The sequence below is a fragment of the Acinetobacter sp. YH01008 genome (genome assembly GCF_013420435.1).
Classification (GTDB): domain Bacteria; phylum Pseudomonadota; class Gammaproteobacteria; order Pseudomonadales; family Moraxellaceae; genus Acinetobacter; species Acinetobacter pseudolwoffii.
In genome coordinates this window covers 93,688-110,176 of sequence record NZ_VOYD01000002.1, presented here as the reverse complement: position 1 = coordinate 110,176, position 16,489 = coordinate 93,688, and the positions used below count along the sequence as shown (strand labels likewise).

General features: G+C 44.5%; 17 protein-coding genes. 7 read left to right on the top strand and 10 right to left on the bottom strand.

Going from position 1 to position 16,489, the window contains the following annotated elements; genetic code table 11:
* Positions 1-169 precede the first annotated feature (169 nt).
* Positions 170-406, bottom strand: a complete 237-nt coding sequence (locus tag FTT75_RS02540; RefSeq protein ID WP_005172852.1) for a DUF2061 domain-containing protein — start codon at positions 404-406, stop codon at positions 170-172.
* A gap of 261 nt (positions 407-667) precedes the next feature.
* Here FTT75_RS02540 and leuC point away from each other — a divergent pair, with 261 nt between their 5' ends.
* From leuC to leuB, 4 genes are all read left to right on the top strand, one after another.
* Positions 668-2,101: a 3-isopropylmalate dehydratase large subunit gene (gene leuC / locus FTT75_RS02535; protein WP_180185874.1), complete on the top strand. Its 1,434-nt coding sequence runs from the start codon at positions 668-670 to the stop codon at positions 2,099-2,101.
* Positions 2,102-2,182: 81 nt separating this feature from the next.
* Positions 2,183-2,833 carry a 3-isopropylmalate dehydratase small subunit gene (gene leuD, locus FTT75_RS02530; RefSeq protein WP_005095469.1) on the top strand — a complete coding sequence of 217 codons (651 nt, stop codon included), beginning with the start codon at positions 2,183-2,185 and terminating at the stop codon, positions 2,831-2,833.
* Positions 2,834-2,920: 87 nt separating this feature from the next.
* The gene (locus FTT75_RS02525) at positions 2,921-3,484 is read left to right on the top strand and encodes a hypothetical protein (RefSeq protein ID WP_005095471.1); all 564 of its coding nucleotides are present in this window, start codon (positions 2,921-2,923) and stop codon (positions 3,482-3,484) included.
* 42 nt (positions 3,485-3,526) lie between these two features.
* Complete coding sequence (gene leuB, locus FTT75_RS02520; protein ID WP_005095472.1) at positions 3,527-4,606, top strand: 3-isopropylmalate dehydrogenase; 1,080 nt, start codon at positions 3,527-3,529, stop codon at positions 4,604-4,606.
* Between the two features lie 83 nt (positions 4,607-4,689).
* Here leuB and FTT75_RS02515 read toward each other — a convergent pair whose 3' ends face one another.
* The 3 genes from FTT75_RS02515 to infA form a co-directional block, all read right to left on the bottom strand.
* Positions 4,690-5,094, bottom strand: coding sequence for a hypothetical protein (locus FTT75_RS02515; protein ID WP_005172844.1), 405 nt, complete (start codon positions 5,092-5,094; stop codon positions 4,690-4,692).
* A 146-nt stretch (positions 5,095-5,240) separates the two neighbouring features.
* Complete coding sequence (locus tag FTT75_RS02510; protein ID WP_100355809.1) at positions 5,241-5,621, bottom strand: hypothetical protein; 381 nt, start codon at positions 5,619-5,621, stop codon at positions 5,241-5,243.
* A gap of 133 nt (positions 5,622-5,754) precedes the next feature.
* Complete coding sequence (gene infA / locus FTT75_RS02505) at positions 5,755-5,976, bottom strand: translation initiation factor IF-1 (protein ID WP_001284370.1); 222 nt, start codon at positions 5,974-5,976, stop codon at positions 5,755-5,757.
* A 231-nt stretch (positions 5,977-6,207) separates the two neighbouring features.
* Here infA and FTT75_RS02500 point away from each other — a divergent pair, with 231 nt between their 5' ends.
* A complete protein-coding gene (locus FTT75_RS02500) occupies positions 6,208-7,215 on the top strand; it encodes an AraC family transcriptional regulator (RefSeq protein WP_180185873.1) in 1,008 nt (335 codons plus the stop codon).
* A gap of 90 nt (positions 7,216-7,305) precedes the next feature.
* Here FTT75_RS02500 and truA read toward each other — a convergent pair whose 3' ends face one another.
* The 5 genes from truA to asd form a co-directional block, all read right to left on the bottom strand.
* On the bottom strand, positions 7,306-8,103 hold the full coding sequence (gene truA, locus FTT75_RS02495; protein ID WP_180185872.1) for a tRNA pseudouridine(38-40) synthase TruA: 798 nt from the start codon (positions 8,101-8,103) through the stop codon (positions 7,306-7,308).
* 14 nt (positions 8,104-8,117) lie between these two features.
* Positions 8,118-9,086, bottom strand: a complete 969-nt coding sequence (locus FTT75_RS02490) for an asparaginase (RefSeq protein WP_180185871.1) — start codon at positions 9,084-9,086, stop codon at positions 8,118-8,120.
* A 47-nt stretch (positions 9,087-9,133) separates the two neighbouring features.
* Complete coding sequence (locus FTT75_RS02485; protein ID WP_100357557.1) at positions 9,134-10,444, bottom strand: fimbrial protein FimV; 1,311 nt, start codon at positions 10,442-10,444, stop codon at positions 9,134-9,136.
* A gap of 67 nt (positions 10,445-10,511) precedes the next feature.
* Entirely contained in the window at positions 10,512-12,107 is a 1,596-nt protein-coding gene (locus FTT75_RS02480) for a hypothetical protein (protein WP_180185870.1), read from the bottom strand.
* 123 nt (positions 12,108-12,230) lie between these two features.
* Positions 12,231-13,349 (bottom strand): aspartate-semialdehyde dehydrogenase, encoded by a 1,119-nt coding sequence (gene asd, locus FTT75_RS02475; protein WP_100329275.1) that lies wholly within the window; start codon positions 13,347-13,349, stop codon positions 12,231-12,233.
* Between the two features lie 188 nt (positions 13,350-13,537).
* Here asd and FTT75_RS02470 point away from each other — a divergent pair, with 188 nt between their 5' ends.
* Together FTT75_RS02470 and FTT75_RS02465 are read left to right on the top strand one after the other, a co-directional pair.
* Positions 13,538-14,668 (top strand): endonuclease/exonuclease/phosphatase family protein, encoded by a 1,131-nt coding sequence (locus FTT75_RS02470; protein WP_005095492.1) that lies wholly within the window; start codon positions 13,538-13,540, stop codon positions 14,666-14,668.
* A gap of 413 nt (positions 14,669-15,081) precedes the next feature.
* The gene (locus FTT75_RS02465) at positions 15,082-15,417 is read left to right on the top strand and encodes a GNAT family N-acetyltransferase (protein WP_253602682.1); all 336 of its coding nucleotides are present in this window, start codon (positions 15,082-15,084) and stop codon (positions 15,415-15,417) included.
* Positions 15,418-15,472: 55 nt separating this feature from the next.
* Here FTT75_RS02465 and FTT75_RS02460 read toward each other — a convergent pair whose 3' ends face one another.
* Entirely contained in the window at positions 15,473-16,408 is a 936-nt protein-coding gene (locus FTT75_RS02460; protein ID WP_180185869.1) for a lauroyl acyltransferase, read from the bottom strand.
* Positions 16,409-16,489 lie beyond the last annotated feature (81 nt).

Sequence of the window (16,489 nt, the reverse complement as noted above, 5' to 3'; positions counted from 1 at the left end):
GTGTAGTTATATTATTGTTATTTTTTAAGAATAAATCAAAGCATAATTCGCTTGCTTCTATTGCATTGCTGCATTACTAAACATTTTCAAAGCCTTGGGATTTAAATAGCGCCAAAAAAAGACCCTCTTGGATGAGATGGTCTTTGGTCAGGAACATCGACAGAAAAGATCAGGCGGTGATGTCCTCATTCTGCTGTTCGATATTGCGCTCCCAAATTTTTTCGTGGAAGAAGAACGCAACTGCCTGTACTGTGGGTTCCAATAAACTTAAGGCAATTGCCATGGCCAAACTGCCAGTCACCAAATAACCGACAATCATCGCCACCGTGATGTGCATAATGTAATAGCTGAAGGTCTTTTTAAACATACGCTGATTATTGTCTACAAAACGTTGGATATGTGCCATGTCGAAGTTCCTCAAAATATAAATCTCTGTCTATGCAGGAATAATAATAATTCTCATTTGATTTGTAAAAACGAATATTTTTAATAAATTGATCGGAAAAGTAGATTTATAGGAATGCAGCGAAAGCATGATTTTATTCAGCTTTTGAAAGATTCCAAAAAGTTTTTTAACTAATAAAAATGATAAATTAGATTTATGTGACAGCAGCGATATAATCAAAATCAGAGCAAGAATTTACCCAGTCCAGTGGAGTACATCGACATGGCAGGCGCAACCCAAACAGCAAAAACATTATATGATAAATTGTGGGATGACCATTTAGTAACACAACGTGATGATGGTTCTGCCTTACTGTACATCGACCGTCACTTATTACATGAAGTAACGTCGCCACAGGCATTTGAAGGTTTACAACTCGCCGGGCGCAAGCCATGGCGTTTAAGCGCAAACATTGCTACACCAGATCATAACGTACCCACCTCGAAAAAAGAGCGTGAACAGGGTGTTGCCGGCATTGAAGATGAAACTTCGCGCATTCAGGTACAAACCTTGGACGACAACTGCAAGAACTTTAATATTGTTGAATTTGATATTAATGATATCCGTCAGGGGATTGCGCATGTGGTTGGGCCTGAGCAAGGTTTAACCTTGCCGGGCATGACCGTGGTCTGTGGTGATTCACATACTGCGACCCATGGTGCTTTCGGTTGTTTGGCGCATGGTATCGGTACTTCAGAAGTTGAACATGTATTGGCGACCCAATGCCTGGTTCAAAAGAAGATGAAAAACATGTTGGTACGCGTTGACGGTCAGTTGGGTCAGGGCGTGACACCGAAAGATGTGGTCTTGGCGATTATCGGCAAGATTGGTACAGCAGGGGGTACTGGTCATGCGATTGAATTTGGCGGTCAGGTGTTCCGTGACATGTCGATTGAAGGTCGTATGACCGTGTGTAATATGGCAATCGAAGCCGGTGCACGCGTAGGTATGGTCGCTGTCGATGACAAAACCATCGAATATGTTAAAGGCCGTCCTTATGCACCGACTGCAGAACAGTGGGATCAGGCCGTAGTGTATTGGAATACCTTACATTCGGATGAAGATGCACACTTTGATACAGTTGTGGTCTTGCAAGGCGAAGAGATCGAGCCGCAAGTGTCTTGGGGAACCTCTCCTGAAATGGTGATTCCAGTGTCTCAGGCAGTACCAACTTTGCAACAAGCCAAAGACGAAGTACAACGCAATGACTGGAACCGTGCTTATCAATATATGGGTTTAAATGCCGGTCAGGCCTTGGCTGAAATTCAATTAGACCGTGTCTTTATTGGCTCATGCACCAACTCGCGTATTGAAGATATTCGTGCTGCGGCTGAAGTGATCAAAGGTCGTAAAGTTGCGGCAAGCATCAAGCAGGCGATGGTGGTTCCGGGTTCGGGTCTGGTCAAGGCCCAGGCAGAAGCTGAAGGCCTGGATAAAGTGTTTGTAGAAGCCGGCTTTGAATGGCGTGAACCAGGTTGTTCAATGTGTCTGGCAATGAATGCTGACAAGTTACAACCGGGCGAGCATTGTGCATCGACGTCTAACCGTAACTTTGAAGGTCGTCAGGGCAATGGCGGTCGTACGCATCTGGTCAGCCCTGCAATGGCAGCCGCCGCGGCAATTGCCGGTCACTTTGTTGACGTGCGTAGTTTCTAAAAATCCCCCTCAGTCCCCCTCTTTAATAAAGAGGGGGTTAGGGGAGATTTAAAGTGATGACATTCTTTAGGAATAAAGACAATGAAAAAATATACCGTTGAACAAGGTATCGTTGCACCATTAGACCGGGCCAATGTCGATACCGATTTAATTATTCCAAAACAGTTTTTGAAATCGATCAAACGTAGTGGTTTTGGTGCGAATTTATTTGATGAATTGCGTTATCTGGATGAAGGCTATTTGGGTCAAGACAACTCAAAACGACCTTTAAACAAGGATTTTGCATTAAACCAACCTCGCTATCAAGGCGCGAGCATTTTGATTTCACGCGCCAACTTTGGTTGTGGTTCTAGTCGTGAACATGCGCCATGGGCATTGGAAGAATACGGTTTCCGTACCGTGATTGCACCAAGCTATGCCGACATTTTCTATAACAACAGCTTTAAGAATGGCATGTTGCCTGTGATTTTGTCTGAAGAGATTGTTGATCAGTTATTCAAAGAATGCCTTGCAACTGAAGGTTATCAACTCACCATCGATTTGGACGCACAAGAAGTACGCACACCAAATGGTGAAAGCTTTCAATTTGAAGTCGATCCATTTCGTAAGCATTGCCTGTTAAATGGTCTGGATGATATTGGTTTAACTTTACAAGCTGCGGATGACATTCGTGCTTATGAGGAAAAAACCAAACAATCACGTCCATGGGTATTTGCCGAAATTCAGGGCTAAATCAGCGAAAATTGTCATAGCATGACTGCGATGCCCTTGCTAATATCGGAAGATTATTGGGTTTTTTGATTGGGTAAGACAGACATTATGGCGAATTATTGGAAACAGTGGCTTGCTTTAAGTACGGTGTCGGTGCTGATGACTGCATGTCAAAGCATCGATACCATGAAGCTCAAACATGCCAAAGAAAATGCCGAAAGCAAAAACAATGCGTTGATTTACTGTAAAGGAACATCGGATTGCCAGTTCGAGCGCTTAAACCAGACCATCATTGTCAATAACGACAATGGCCGCCTCAGTAATGAGGCGCGAAAGCAAAAACTGGTACGTTTGCAGGCTAAGAATTTGAATCAGGCCAATCCGATTTACTTGTCAGTACCCGCAGGACAGCATGAATTAGTCGTCCGTTTTTATCCAATCAGTAAGGATAAAGCGGAAATTTTACATGTGTTTCATCGCTTTCAGGCCAACAAAACTTATACCTTGAAAATGTTCCGCGACCGTAGTGCGCGTAGCAGCAGTTTATTAAATGCCTCTGCACCTGATCCGCTTTGCGTGGATTTATTGCAAGAGCAAAAAACCATTCGTCGTTTTTGCAAACCTTATAATGTGGTCAACGGCATTGCAGAGTTTGTAGAAAAGAAAATTTAACCTTTGTCAGGTCTGAATCTGACGCTTTAAACGGAAAATCTCATGTCTAAACAAATTTTGATTTTAGCTGGTGATGGCATCGGTCCTGAAATTGTCAAAGCGGCAGAGCAGGTACTGGATCGTGTAAATGAAAAATTTAATCTCGATTTGACATGGGAACAGGGTTTACTCGGTGGTGCGGCAATTGATGCCCACGGTTCACCATATCCTGAAGTGACCTCAGAACAGGCCAAAAAAGCCGATGCAATTTTATTGGGCGCCGTCGGCGGGCCAAAATGGGATACGATCGAGCGCTCAATCCGTCCGGAACGCGGTTTATTAAAATTACGTAGCGAACTGAACCTGTTTGCCAACTTGCGCCCAGCGATTCTCTATCCACAATTGGCTGATGCTTCAAGCCTGAAACCTGAAATCGTGGCAGGTCTGGATATCCTGATCGTGCGTGAATTGACGGGCGGTATTTATTTCGGTCAGCCACGTGGGATCCGTGAACTGGAAAACGGCGAGAAGCAAGGTTATAACACGGATGTGTATTCAGAATCTGAAATCAAACGCATTGCCAAAGTTGCCTTTGAAATGGCGAAGCTGCGCGGTGCCAAGGTCTGTTCAGTGGATAAAGCCAACGTACTTGAAGTCACTGAGTTGTGGAAACAAACCGTTACTGCGTTGAAAGAAGAACAGTATCCAGAAATTAACTTGTCACATATGTATGTCGACAATGCTGCGATGCAACTGGTGCGCGCGCCAAAACAGTTTGATGTGATTGTCACCTCTAACCTGTTCGGTGATATCTTGTCTGACGAAGCAGCGATGCTTACCGGTTCAATCGGCATGTTGCCATCAGCCTCGCTAGATGAAAATGCTAAAGGCATGTATGAGCCTTGTCATGGTTCAGCCCCTGATATTGCGGGTCAAAACCTGGCGAACCCATTGGCCACAATTTTGTCTGTTGCGATGATGCTACGCTACACTTTCCGTGAAGAAGCTGCAGCCAAAGCGATTGAAGATGCCGTAGGCAATGTTTTGGATCAAGGCTTGCGTACAGCAGATATTATGTCTGAAGGCATGCAGAAAGTCGGTACAGTTGAAATGGGTCAGGCAGTGGTTGCTGCATTGAACTAAGTCTGTTTTGATTAAAAAAATGATTAAAAAACGCAGCCTTGGGCTGCGTTTTTTTATGTCAGATTTCTCGTATCTGGCTCAGGTTAACAGGTTCGACCTGTAGTACGAACTGCGGTTGCAATATTGTCTTTGAGTAAGAAGGTGATCTTACATTGCAGATTGACGTCATAGCCACCTGAAGGACTCACAGGAACCGGAATAGGTACAGCACCGCCTGCTGCCGGAAACTGTGCTACAGGCAAAGGAATTGCAACAGGGCGCTGTACCACATAGCTTAATTGCTGGGCACTGAGTTCAGGCCCACTGACCTGCTGATAACCTAAACGTTTCAGATCCAGAGTTTGATCGATCAGCTGGCTGCTTTGTCCAACAAACTGCTGCAAATAGGCTTCGCGGTCAGATTGGCCCATATTGGGGGAATGTGCACAGCCCGCTATTAAAACACTGGCCAAAATACCGAGCGATAGTTGGAGATAGGAAAATCGCATCATTTCACTCCTGCACAGGAACGACTCATCAATAGTGTAGGCAGGAAGTGTGATTGGTATTGTTGTAATTTGACACGCGGTACAGATGGGGGCGAGAGCTAGCTCAACATCAATCCATCAAAGAAATTGGACTACAGGATGACAGCTTAACAAGCCCTGCCGCTATAGCGAACGGATTGGATAATTTCATCTTTCAGCTCAAACCGGATTTGGCATTTCATCTCGATGTTATAACCGCCATTTGAGGGCGTAGGCATTGGTACACCGATCGAAATACTCTGACTAATATTCGGTGTACCCATCGGAATATTCATGTCCCGAAAAATAGTGTAGCTGAGAAACTCTGCTGTCTGAATCGGTTGCTGGGCGGTTTTAAATCCCATTGCACTCAGATCAAGCTGGCTGCGAACCTGTGCTGCATTTTGACCGACATAGTGTTGTAGCGACTGATTTAGGTGATGTTTGCCGCCTGTGGCACAGGCGACGAGGATTAAGCTGCACAGCAGGACCAAGCACTTCATATTCATGGTTTTTAGACATGTTATTTTAATTAAATGAATAGTCGTGAGTTTATAGTTCAGTGTCAAATTATTTTATTTTTCAATAAAAAATTAAAGCAATAAAAAAGCCACTAAAAGTGGCTTTTGCTTGCGCTAAAACTTAGCGTGCACGATAGGTGATACGACCTTTGGTCAAATCATAAGGTGTCATTTCAACCTTTACACTGTCGCCAGTTAAAATACGGATATAGTGTTTACGCATTTTACCAGAGATGTGGGCAATCACTTCGTGACCGTTCTCTAAACGTACACGGAACATAGTATTAGGAAGCGTCTCGGTGACAACGCCTTCGAACTCGATGAGTTCCTCTTTATTGGCCATAGCCTACCTGAATGAATAAATTGGAAAGGCGCAAATTATAGTCAATTTTTTTGCAAAATACAAGGTGAAACGGGTGTTAGACTGATCATCTGTCAGTAAAATAAGCGAACGATCAGGATAAACTTTTTAACTAAAAAAATGTCGGTTTCTGTTGTCAGTTTGGTCAATCGCAGTTAATCTAAAATTAATCTTTTTAAGTATAAATGAAGTACATACAAGGAAGGCTTTTGAGTGAGTCAGCTAACGGATGCATCAGTCGTATTGCGTTTGGGCTATCAGGCGATTCGTCGTGCGGGTTTGCCGACAGAAGAACTTTTGACCAAAGCAGGAGTTGCTTTAAATCAGGTCGAGGCCAATGACCGTACGCCGCTGAGTGCCCAGTATGCCTTTTGGGTGGCAGCTGAAGAAGTCAGTAAGGACCCGGATATTGGTTTGCATCTGGGCGAACATTTACCACTGTATCGTGGTCAGGTGATTGAACACCTGTTTGTTTCATCTGAAAATTTTGGTGAGGGACTGAAACGTGCCTTGGCCTATCAACGACTGATCAGCGATGCCTTTGCTGCCAAGTTGGTGATTGAAGATGGTCGCTGCTATTTAACCAATGGCGAGCAGCCTTTTGCTGAAAGTCTGGTCAATCGTCATTTTACCGAGTGTGCCATGTCGGGTGTACTGCGTTTCTTCAAATTTATTACCGAAGGACGTTTTGAACCGATTTATATCGATTTTAATTTTTCCAAAGGTGCTCCTGACGAGGAATATTTCCGGGTTTATGAGTGTCCGGTCAGCTTAGGTCAAAAAGAAACCCGACTTTATTTCGACCCAAGTATTCTAGAGTTTCCACTGTGGCAGGCTGAACCAGAGCTTTTACAATTACATGAGCAGCTGGCAATTGAAAAACTGCAGGAACTGGCGCGTTATGATCTGGTCGGTGAAGTTCGTCGAGCGATTGGCTCTACTTTGGAAAGTGGCGAAACCACACTGGAAACTGTAGCTGCACAGCTAAACATCACGCCACGTCGCTTAAGAACACAACTGAGTGAAGCACATACCAGCTTTCAACAGATTCTGTCGGATTATCGTTGTCGTCTGGCCAAGCGTTTGCTGGCGAGTACCACTGAAAGTGTTGAAAGAATTGTCTATCTGACCGGATTCTCGGAACCAAGTACGTTTTATCGTGCCTTTAAACGCTGGACCAATGAAACGCCAGTGGAATATCGGAAACGCAAGCAGCGTTAAAAATCCCTCCTAACCTCCCTTTAAAAAGGGAGGAATTCCCCTCCTTTCAGAAGGAGTTAGGGGAGGTAAATATTCTAAAAAATTTAAAAATTATTCCGGCAGATTCAGCCAATGCGGCCCCAACGGTAATTTAGGCAATTCAAACTGCTCCGGATAGTCGGCATGAATAAAATATAAACCATCGGCAGGCGCAGTCACGCCAGCAGCTTTGCGGTCTTCGGCCGCGAAAATACTATCAATATGATCGGCAGCATACATGCCCTGACCAATTTCCAGTAGGCAGCCCATGATATTACGCACCATATGATGCAGAAAGCCATCGGCCTGAATATCCAGTACCAGATATTGACCATGCTGAATCAGACGGCAGTGGCTGACATGGCGCACCGGTTGATTGGATTGGCAGGCTGCAGCACGGAAGCTTTCAAAATTATGTGTACCTTCAAACTTTTTCGCAGCCAGCATCATCTGTTCAATATCGAGTGGAGCATAGACATGGGTGACCTGTTTATGCAGCAAGGCAGGTCGCACAGGATGATTATAGACCACATAGCGGTAACGGCGTGCCTGAGCCTTAAAGCGGGCATGGAAGCTGTGATCCATCTCTTTGATCCACTGAATCGAGATATCTTTGGGTAACTGGCTATTGCAACCCATCAGCCAGCCACGTTCAGAACGGATGGCATCGCTATCAAAATGTGCCACCATATTGGTCGCATGTACCCCCGCATCCGTACGGCCGGCACCATGCAGGCTAATGGGTTGATCGGCAACTTTGCTCAGGACCTTTTCAATGGTTTCCTGTACACTTGCAACTCCCGGCTGTTGAGTCTGCCATCCCCGATAATGCATTCCACAAAACTCAATTCCCACCGCAAAACGCTGCATAATGACCTCAAACCTTATTGATCGTACCAATGACGATGCCATTGCTCTACAGTGTCGTATTGTAAATACATTTTCAGGGCTTTTGCATACAGATCCGCATGTCCATAACTTTCATTCAGTAAAATTTTGCAGTGATTGACCCATTCTGCAATGGCATAGCGCTGATCTGTCGCACCAAAAGGAACTTGGGTAGTCAAAACAGAAATACAACCCCGATCATACAGCTGATCAAGGAGCGCAATCAGGGCATCATTGACTGCAAGATTGCCAGTACCGAAACCTTGCAGAAATAAAAAATGGGGTGGTCGCGCCAATAAGGTATTTAGATTATTCAGCTGCTGAGCCAGATCGATCGGCTGCATCATGATACTCATGCAGTTAAATCCAGCGGCTTTCCTAATATCTTCAGCTTTGACTTGATAACACTGCTGACTGGCCTGGATTGTAATGTTGGCCTCAAGACCTGAGAAGGCATTTAACTCGGTGGTATGCTGTTTGAGTGCCGTCTGGGCATGCATTAGTTGATGATGAAAAGCCAGATAGACCCCTGCGGTACACATGCTGACAGAATCCAGGGCGAACCTCAGATTATCCAGCGCATCACTAAATTCGCGCTGCTTATTGCCCTGAGCATTCAGCAGCGGATATTGACTACCAGTCAGTACCACATGTGCCGAGTTGCCGAGAAAATGTGCCAGGACTGCACTGGCATAACTCAGCGTATCTGTACCGTGAATAATCACAAAATATTGGATCTTTCGAGATTGTAGTTCTTGAATAAACTGCACCAATTGCAGCCAGTCCGCGGCTGTACAGGCACTACTGTCTTTAATGGCTGGTGCGCGGTGGCATTCAACGAAATATTGGTCTGCGAGTATCTGTTCGAGCTTGGGAATAAATAAATCCGCAGACATCGGGGCAAGTGGATCGCCGACACAGCCGAATGTGCCACCCATATAAATTAATGCAATATTTTTCATCATAAAAAAAGCAGCCAACCCTTGACTGCTTTAGTGTAAATCGAAATGCATCAAGATGCGATTTGATTCAGTAATTGCTCTGCGCGTTGCTGTTGCTCGGCCGTATATTCAGCTTCTCGCTCTGCAATGATCTCACGTGCGGCAACATAGGCACCGAGCTGAATATATTGCTGCGCAAGATCCAGATTCAGACTGGCCTCATTGATGTCCAGTAATTCCGGGAAAGATTGTACCAGTGGATCATGCTGGTCTGTGGCTGTTTGAACTGATGTAGCAGGAATGTCGAAAGTAACACCTGTTGCAGCAGGTTTAGTTTCTGCATGATCTAATTTAAAGTCTAGGCCTGATGAAAGGTCTGTCTGTGTCGCAGATTCACTCACAGGTGCAGCAGCAGAAAGACTAGACAGATCAAACTCAATTGCTGGTTCTGAGGTTTTTTTGGCGACAGGCGCTGGAGTTCCTATAGAAAATGAGAAATCCAGAGGCTTGATCTCTTCAGATACAGCAGCCGCTGTTTCTACTGGAGCAGCCTGCTGCAATTCCAGTTTAAAATCTAAAACAGGTGCAGTTTCTGTTGCTGCCGTAGGTGTAGTTTGCACAACAGCAGATGAAGTATCTTGAAATTCAAAATCTACAGCAGGTACCGGAGTTTCTTCAGATTTTGGCGCTATGACCGGCGTAGTTGTCGGTTCAAAATTAAATTCAAGTGGCTGAATATCCGCAACAGGCTCAATTGCTGGAGCTGGCTTGCTTGGTTGAAACTCTTGTTGCAACTGTTCAAATGCCTGCTCATTTGAAGGAGCGGGAGCGACCAGATCAGCAAAGGCATCGGAAGATGCCGAGGTTTCCTGTACAGATGAAGTTTTAAGCTGTGCACTTGGGAAATCAATCGTATCTTGAACAGCAGATAAAGATTGATCAAATTCACGCTGTTTGGCTTCAGCTTGCGCCAGAATCTCATCTAAATTTAAAGAACGGATATGGTTGAGCAGTTGTGAAATCGCAAACTCATCTTTCTGTAAGATATGAATATCTAACAACAGCAGATAGAGCTCATGCTGGGAATTGTCGCGATTCAATGCCTGGTTAATCTGAGCTTCGGCCGCAAAAAAATTACGTTCCTGAATCAGGCCTTCAATTTTTTTACGCGTTTCTGCGGATAATGGCGTTGCTGATTTTTTTGCGACCCCGACTGGCTCAACTACTTTGGTTTTTTGTGGGGCAGTTTTTGAAGCAGAGCCAGGTTTTTTCGCTTTTACAGTTTTAGTTTTTGCTTTATCTGATTCTTGAGCATCTTGTCGTTTTTTGACGACAATTAATACGATGATCAATATCACTAATGGAATCACATAAATCAGCATGTTTTACCCCTTGAGGATAGAGTGTATTCAATGTTCACTCATCCCAATAAATCGTCATGTGTAACTTTTAATTAACTGGCTTCTTATCTGCTTGTTGGGCTTTAAGCTGTTGTTGCAGCTGGGCCAGACGCGCATTTAATAATTGAATTCTGTGATCCTTCTGATTGAGTGCCAATTCTAATTCGGTTACGTTTCTCTGTAATTTAACGGTTTTTTCTCGGGCTGTCATAACTTTTAATGACAATTCCTTCGATGTTTGATTGTGTTCTGTGTTCTGGTTTGCAGAAAGCTGTCCGGAATCGTGCTGGTTCTCAGCAACCAGACTCATTTCAGCCTGATTCAGACGGTATTTAGTTTTGGTAGCAGGCTGAGAAGGTGCCTGTGTCTGCTTGGCGGCGGTGACTTTGATCGGAGCAGTTACAGTACTCATCATAGCTAAATTCAGTGCTGCACCTTTACGTAAACGATTGGCATTTCCTCCGATAAAGGCATGTTCATTGTTTTGCTTGATTTGCTGCATCACTTCATTAACCGGACGTTGCTGTTCTGCTGCAATTCGTGATGCGATTCCCCACAGCGACTCATTGGACTGAACCATATAAGTCGGTTGAGCTTGGGCTGAGGCACTCTTGGCTGGTGTAACTTTTGTTGTAATTGGAGCTGGGGTCTGTACAGGAGGAGTTGAGCCAGCCGATTTTCTGGCCTGTTCCTCGGCAAATTTCTTGACCAATGGATCGCTGGAAGCGCTTTGATGTTCAGAACCAGTCTCAGCCGGTTTTTGCATAGATACTTTATTTTGCTCTGGAGAAATATGATCTGCTGATAACTTGCTCGCTGGCGTATTTGCAGATACAGACTGTGCCGGCGTTGGTTTTACTGTAGCAACAGGCGGGGAGGGAATCGGCTGCGAAGTATGATGTGTTGAATCTGAAGTGGCCGATGCTGGAGTTTTAACCGTAGTTTGAGTATTGGCAGCAGTTACAGACTCGCTTTTAATTGTAGGAGCGATAGATTGCGCCGGAATCGATGGTGCTGCTGGCGCGAGTGTAGCTTGAGGAATTGAACTGCTAGACAATGTCGGCGGACTAACATGTTGCACAGCCAGCGGCTTTTCTAAAACCGGTTGCTTATTTGAAGTGGCTGGAGAGCTGTTATAATGGGTAGTCACTGGCAGGTTTAAAGCAATATCTTTTTCACTGACCATGACAACTGGCGTAAGTGGGCGTTCATTCTGTTTTAGACTGGCTTTTAATAAATCGGTTTTCGCTTGCAAAGGCGTGCGGATATGTTGCAAACGTGCAGCATTGCCTTCCTTAATTTTGACAATGATATTCAGTTCCCGATCGGTTATTGGTCGAGACGATGTAATGGTAATGACTCCGGTGCCATTAGTGCTACGCCGGGTGAAAAAGTTCAGATGACCAGGCGGTTGATGTGATGTACCCATCGAGATTAAATCTTCAGGCGAAGCCAGACTCACCTCAATCGGTAAATTCATATCAGATTGTCGAAAGGTCATTTCAGCATAGAGTAACTCTCCAGGCGCAGACTGGATCTGAACCGGATCTACGTTAATCGCATAAATATTCTGTGAAGCAACAATGGCTAAAATGGCAAGCTTTAATTTGTTATATACAGTCATCTTAATTGTGAGCTCAGTCATTATCGCATAGCGAAAATTATAGATTAACGGGATGTTTCTTTTTTGTAAAATACTTACGCAATAGTTACATAAAAAAGCCGATCAATAAAGATCGGCTTTTTGTTTTATATCCATCTCGGGATATTAAACGTTTTTATAATCAATCAGGATGCGCAGCATACGGCGTAATGGTTCAGCAGCGCCCCAAAGCAATTGGTCACCGACAGTGAATGCACCCAAGTATTCTTTACCCATGTTGAGCTTGCGCAGACGACCCACTGGAACCGATAACGTACCTGTCACTGCAACTGGAGTCAGGTCAGTCATCGAGGCTTCACGGGTATTCGGAACCACTTTAGACCAGTCATTGGCACGTGCAATGATGTCTTCGATTTCATCCAGAGGCACGTCTTTACGCAGTTTTAGCGTCAATGCCTGAGAGTGGCAACGCATGGCACCAATACGCACACAGTGACCATCAATCGGCACGATCTGCTGGTTGCCCAGAATCTTGTTGGTTTCAACCTGGCCTTTCCACTCTTCTTTCGACTGGCCGCTTTCCAGTTGCTTGTCGATATAAGGAATCAGTGAACCGGCCAAAGGCACACCGAAGTTGCTGGATGGGAAGCCTTCACCGCGTTGTAATTCAGCAATTCTCGAATCGATATCCAGAATTGGAGAGCGTGGATCATCGAGTAATTCTTTGGTGTTATTGTATAAATAACCCATACCGCTGATCAGTTCACGCATGTTTTGCGCACCCGCACCAGACGCTGCCTGATAGGTCATAGACGTTGCCCATTCCACCAGATTGTTCTGGAACAGACCACCTAGACCCATCAACATCAAGGAAACCGTACAGTTACCGCCAACAAAAGTTTTGGTGCCTTTTACCAAACCGTCTTTGATCACATGCATATTGACCGGATCAAGTACGATGATGGCTTCATCATCCATACGTAAGGTCGATGCTGCATCAATCCAGTAACCATTCCAGCCTTCAGCTTTCAGTTTTGGGAAAACCTCAGAGGTATAGTCGCCACCTTGACAGGTAATAATGACATCCATCTGCTTCAGACTGTTAATATCTGATGCATCCATAAGTGCTGGGGCAGTCTTACCACCAAATGCTGGCGCTTCACCGCCTGCATTACTGGTAGAGAAATAAAATGGCTCAAAATGAGCAAAATCATTCTCTTCAACCATACGTTGCATTAGGACGGAACCGACCATCCCGCGCCAACCGACCAGACCTACTCTCATGTCACTTTGCCTCGGTGCGTTAAAAATTCTAAAGGGATTCGAGTGTATCAAAAAGGGACTCAACTGCAAGTGCTACACAATCAAAACATCAATATTCTTGAGCGAAATATCTGCTTTATGATACATACAAAATTGATAACGTCATCTTTCTTTCAGAAAAAATAATAACTTAATTAAGAGCACGCTTTATGATATGGGTTATCCAAATTGTGGCAATCATTGTCATTTGGTTAAGTTTCTGGTCACTGATCCCACGCGATGAATGGTGGATTCGAGGTGCGGATTTTCCACGCTTACAAATTCTGGTCTTGGGCTTTATTGCCTTTGTGCTGTTTTTGGTGGTGGAACATCCCTGGACTGTCTTGAATCAGCTGATTTTTGTGGCCCTGATTGCGGCTTTGGCTTATCAGCTAAAAATGGTATTGCCCTATACCTTTATCTGGAAAAAACAGGTCAAGCAGGTCAAACAGGATCAACTGGATCCGCAGCGGCAAATCTCCCTGATTGTTTCGAACGTACTGACCACCAATACTCAATATCATCGACTGATTGAACAGATCCAGACCCATCAGCCAGACTTGGTGTTAACGCTGGAAACGGATCAAACCTGGCAAAATGAACTGTCGGTGATTGAAGCAGATTATCCTTATCGTGTGCCTGTGCCTTTGGATAACCTGTATGGCATGCACCTGTATAGTAAACTGGAACTTCGCAATACCCAGGTCAAGTTTATTTTAAGCGACGAGATTCCGTCCATTCATACCACAGTGATTTTAGGCTCGGGACAGCCGGTGCAGCTGCACTGTCTGCACCCGAAACCACCGAGCCCAACTGAAGCCAAGGATTCTACTTTACGTGATGCGGAATTGTTAATTGTCGGGGATCAGATTAAAGATTTAGATGAAAGTTGCATCGTCATGGGGGATCTGAATGATGTGGCCTGGTCTCGTACTACGCGGCTGTTTCAGCGCATTAGCGGGCTACTGGACCCACGCGTCGGACGTCATTATGTAAACACCTTTCATGCAGATTATCCTTTTTTTCGCTGGTCGCTCGATCACGTATTTCACAGTACCGATTTTGCCCTGGTCCATATGGAACGTCTGCCCCATATTGGTTCTGATCATTTTCCGGTCTTTCTGGTTTTACAAACCGGTCGGGTCTTTGAGCATATTCAGGAAGAATTGGAGCAAACCGATGAAGATGAGCAGGAAGCACAAGAGGCCATAGAAGAGGGGATTCAAAAAGCAGAGAAAGAGGAAAAAATGGTGACCGATGAAATTGCCATGGCTTATAAAGATGGCGGCAAAATTTCTTAACTTTTTAAGAGAAAAGTGTAAGAGATTGCTTACATCAGTTTGCGCTTCTTGCGGATGGGCAATCATGAGCAATCCAGGTATTCTAGGTTTATCAGCACAGGGAGTCGAGAAAGGATATTCTCATAAGGAAGACGAAGCTGAATGAAAACATCATGGATATGATGCTGAAAGGGAAATCACAAAAAATAGAACTAATTATAATAGATGAAAGCACAACCTCATTAACCCGGGTTTTACAGGATGTAGAACTCGGGTTAAATTATTTTTAGAGTGAATTTTTTAAATACTTAATTGATTATTAAAGATAATTTTAGATTTAAAACTATATTTTTACAGTGCAGAATGGAAAATGTTATTGCCAGTGATGACTCAGTGAATGGATCAGAAATACTTCAGCTCTATCGTGCCAATCCATGGTCTACTGCCGAAAACCACAACATTTATTACAGGCTTTACAACATTCGCATGGTCTGGTCACTGCACGTATAAATGGTCAGCTGGTCGGACTGGCGAATGCGATTTCAGATGGCTCTCTGGGGGTGTATTTCCCCCATTTATTGGTTGGTCTAGACTGGCAACGACAAGGCATTGGTCGGCGGATCATGCAAAGTATGCTGCAATATTATTCAGGATTTCATCAGCAGATTTTAGTGGCCGATCAGCAGACAATAGGATTTTTATCAGGCTTTAGGCTTCACGCGTGCGGGACTAACGGAAGCTATGTAGATCTATCAAGGTACAGATCATGAGCAGGATTTTAAACTATAGGAGCTGTAGCGATTTAAAGTCCGGGATCAAACAGATTTAGTAAATTTCCTTATAACCTTCAGGGCGAGTTTTAAAACGGCGGTGGAACCACATATATTGGGTCGGTGCGATGCGTAGCTGCTGTTCAATTATCAGATTCACGCGAGTAGCATCCTCGACTTCATTCTCACTAGGGAAATTCTCCAGTGCCGGTTCAATCAGTACATGGTAGCGTGGATTTTTGATATCGCCATGACGATAGAAATATAAAGGAATCGCAGCAGCTTTGGTCATTTTCAGTAAACGACGGTGCGCGGTGACGGTTGCCGCCGGTACACCAAAGAAAGGTGCCATCACCCCTTGTTTTAAACCATAATCCTGATCCGGACTGTACCAGATTGCATGGCCTTTTTTCAGATTACGTACCAGACCGCGCATATCATCATGATCAATTTGATGGGCATAAATCGTGGCGCGACAACGGTAAATCAGCATGTCCAAAAGTGGATTATTCTGTGGGCGATACACCACATCCGGTTCAAAATATTGTGCACACAGATATCCACCAGCATCCAGTAAGGTCGAATGCGTGCCTAGTAACAGCATACCCCGGCCTTCGGCTTGAGCATTCTGAATATGTTCCAGTCCTTCAATACTGACGCGATCCTGAAACCATTTCGGACTGTACCAGGCATTTAAGGTTTCAAAAACCCCCAGCATTTGATCGATAAAAACCTGACGCGCATTGTCCTGTACCTGCTCTTTAGACCATTCAGGAAAACAGACTTCCAGATTGCGCAGTGTGGTGTCGCGACGTGAGGGCAGATACTTAAAAGACAGATGGCCCAGCAGATAGGCCAGACGATACTGAATGGCCCATGGTAAAATCGCCAAAATCATCAGGAAAATAATACCCAGCCAATTGCCCCAGTATCGAGGTAACAGGAATGACCATTGAAATTCGCCGGGTTGATATGCAGGCTGGGTACTCATAGAACAATATAGGGCTAAAAGATTAAGTGCAGTCTAACAGAGAAGATTCTTGAAATAAAAAAAAGCATCTGTACGAATACA

Coding starts and splice junctions, on each gene's coding strand:
- leuC (WP_180185874.1), top strand. CDS start 668: ATGGCAGGCGCAACCCAAACAGCAAAAACATTATATGATAAATTGTGG.
- FTT75_RS02525 (WP_005095471.1), top strand. CDS start 2,921: ATGGCGAATTATTGGAAACAGTGGCTTGCTTTAAGTACGGTGTCGGTG.
- FTT75_RS02480 (WP_180185870.1), bottom strand. CDS start 12,107: ATGACTGAGCTCACAATTAAGATGACTGTATATAACAAATTAAAGCTT.
- asd (WP_100329275.1), bottom strand. CDS start 13,349: ATGAGAGTAGGTCTGGTCGGTTGGCGCGGGATGGTCGGTTCCGTCCTA.
- FTT75_RS02540 (WP_005172852.1), bottom strand. CDS start 406: ATGGCACATATCCAACGTTTTGTAGACAATAATCAGCGTATGTTTAAA.
- infA (WP_001284370.1), bottom strand. CDS start 5,976: ATGGCCAATAAAGAGGAACTCATCGAGTTCGAAGGCGTTGTCACCGAG.
- FTT75_RS02470 (WP_005095492.1), top strand. CDS start 13,538: ATGATATGGGTTATCCAAATTGTGGCAATCATTGTCATTTGGTTAAGT.
- leuB (WP_005095472.1), top strand. CDS start 3,527: ATGTCTAAACAAATTTTGATTTTAGCTGGTGATGGCATCGGTCCTGAA.
- truA (WP_180185872.1), bottom strand. CDS start 8,103: ATGCAGCGTTTTGCGGTGGGAATTGAGTTTTGTGGAATGCATTATCGG.
- FTT75_RS02490 (WP_180185871.1), bottom strand. CDS start 9,086: ATGATGAAAAATATTGCATTAATTTATATGGGTGGCACATTCGGCTGT.
- leuD (WP_005095469.1), top strand. CDS start 2,183: ATGAAAAAATATACCGTTGAACAAGGTATCGTTGCACCATTAGACCGG.
- FTT75_RS02465 (WP_253602682.1), top strand. CDS start 15,082: ATGGTCTACTGCCGAAAACCACAACATTTATTACAGGCTTTACAACAT.
- FTT75_RS02510 (WP_100355809.1), bottom strand. CDS start 5,621: ATGAATATGAAGTGCTTGGTCCTGCTGTGCAGCTTAATCCTCGTCGCC.
- FTT75_RS02515 (WP_005172844.1), bottom strand. CDS start 5,094: ATGCGATTTTCCTATCTCCAACTATCGCTCGGTATTTTGGCCAGTGTT.
- FTT75_RS02460 (WP_180185869.1), bottom strand. CDS start 16,408: ATGAGTACCCAGCCTGCATATCAACCCGGCGAATTTCAATGGTCATTC.
- FTT75_RS02485 (WP_100357557.1), bottom strand. CDS start 10,444: ATGCTGATTTATGTGATTCCATTAGTGATATTGATCATCGTATTAATT.